1 protein-coding gene and 1 pseudogene are annotated in these 1779 nt (G+C 50.3%); one reads left to right on the forward strand and one right to left on the reverse strand.

The window, feature by feature from the left end:
- Positions 1–89: 89 nt before the first annotated feature.
- Positions 90–509: pseudogene (gene tnpA, locus QN359_RS19650) on the reverse strand (IS200/IS605 family transposase).
- 21 nt (positions 510–530) lie between these two features.
- Between tnpA and QN359_RS19655 the strand changes: the two are divergent.
- Positions 531–1736: a transposase gene (locus QN359_RS19655; protein WP_322247351.1), complete on the forward strand. Its 1206-nt coding sequence runs from the start codon at positions 531–533 to the stop codon at positions 1734–1736.
- The last annotated feature ends 43 nt before the right edge of the window (positions 1737–1779 follow it).

A 1779-nucleotide genomic window follows, 5' to 3' on the forward strand; every position in this document is an offset into this window, starting at 1 on the left:
TTTACCGGAATTGAGCGAAAAGCCCCGTCTCTTCAGGTCGGGGATGGATAGCTCGGAAGGCGAAGCCTTCCTTGCCTTGAACTCTTGATTTAGTGTGGCGTTTGTTGTTGCTCAATGTACTTGCGAATCACAGCAATAGGAGCGCCACCACAGCTTCCAGCAAAGTAGCTGGGCGACTATAAAGCGCCACCCCATAACTTCTTTTGAATGCTCGGATATTTTTTCTTTCGAATCATCAAACTTGATATTCCCTTGAGACTATTGACCAGTTTTGACACGGCCACTTTAGGCGGGTAGTTCAGCAACAGGTGAACGTGGTCGTCCTCACCGTCAAACTCCACCAGTTCCGATTCAAAGTCATTGCAGACACTGGCTAATATTGGGCGTAAATCGTCAAGAATGTCTTTTGTGAATACGCCACGTCGGTATTTTGTCACAAAGACCAGATGTACATGCATCATAAAAACGCAGTGTCTTCCCTTACTAATATCGTTGTTGTCTTCGCTCATAGACCAGAGTAGGATCGAACTATGCAAAGACTTCAAGCCTTTAAATACGAACTGATGCCAGACGGCAAACAGCAGCGCGACATGCGCCGCTTCGCTGGCGCGTGTCGGTTCGCCTATAACAAGGCTTTAGCGATGCAAAAATCCTTATACGAACAGGGTCAGAAAAAACAGGGATATGCTGGCCTGTGCAAAAGTCTTGTAGGATGGAAGGCAGAGACGACTTGGCTGACAGAAACGCCATCTCAGGCATTGCAGCAAACATTGAAGGATTTGGAACGAGCCTATAGCAATTTCTTCGCCAAACGTGCCGACTTCCCTCGCTTCAAGAAAAAAGGGCGGGGGGATAGTTTCCGTTATCCTCAAGGATGCAAATTAGATCAACCCAACAGTCGTATATTTCTACCTAAGCTCGGCTGGATTCGTTACCGCAATAGTCGTGACGCGTTGGGTGAAGTGAGTAATGTCACTGTTAGTCAGTCTAACGGCAAATGGTTCGTTTCGATTCAAACCGAGCGCGAAGTTGAGCAGCCATTGCCAACGGCGACAAGCGCCATCGGCATCGATGTCGGCATTGCGCGGTTCGCCACCATGAGCGACGAGAGTTTCATTGCGCCGCTCAATAGTTTTAAGAAACATCAGCAGCGCCTTGCACGCTATCAACGTCGCATGAGCCGCAAGCTCAAGTTCAGCAGTAACTGGAAGAAGGCGAAAGCCCGCGTCCAGAAGATTCACACCGTCATCGCTAACACCCGAAAAGACTTCCTGCACAAAATCACAACGACGATCAGCCAAAACCACGCGCTCGTTTGTATTGAGGATTTGCAAGTACGGAACATGTCCAAGTCTTCCAAGGGCAACAGCGAACAACACGGCAAGATAGTGAAACAGAAGTCCGGCCTGAATCGCTCCATTCTCGACCAAGGCTGGGGCGAGTTCAGGCGGCAGCTCGACTACAAGGTGTCGTGGAATGGCGGCACGCTGCTGGCCGTTCCTCCACACAACACCAGTCGCACTTGCCCGTGCTGCGGTCACGTATCAAAGGACAATCGGCAAACACAAGCAAAATTCTTGTGCGTCGATTGCGGCTATGAAAATCACGCCGATGTGGTTGGTGCGATCAATGTTTTAGAGCGGGGATACCGCTTGTTAGCCTGTGGAGAGTCGGCGCAGTCAGGCCGCTCGATGAAGCAGGAACCCACCGAAGCGACTCAAGCAGTTTTTGTTTGAGCGCCGTAGGAATCCCTGTCCTTTAGGGCGGCGAGGATGTCAA

This window comes from Undibacterium sp. 5I2, from assembly GCF_035019605.1.
Classification (GTDB): Bacteria; Pseudomonadota; Gammaproteobacteria; order Burkholderiales; family Burkholderiaceae_D; genus Undibacterium.

What these genes read in the sequence shown, in the direction of transcription:
- QN359_RS19655 (WP_322247351.1), top strand. Translation starts at nt 531, where the DNA reads ATGCAAAGACTTCAAGCCTTTAAATACGAACTGATGCCAGACGGCAAA.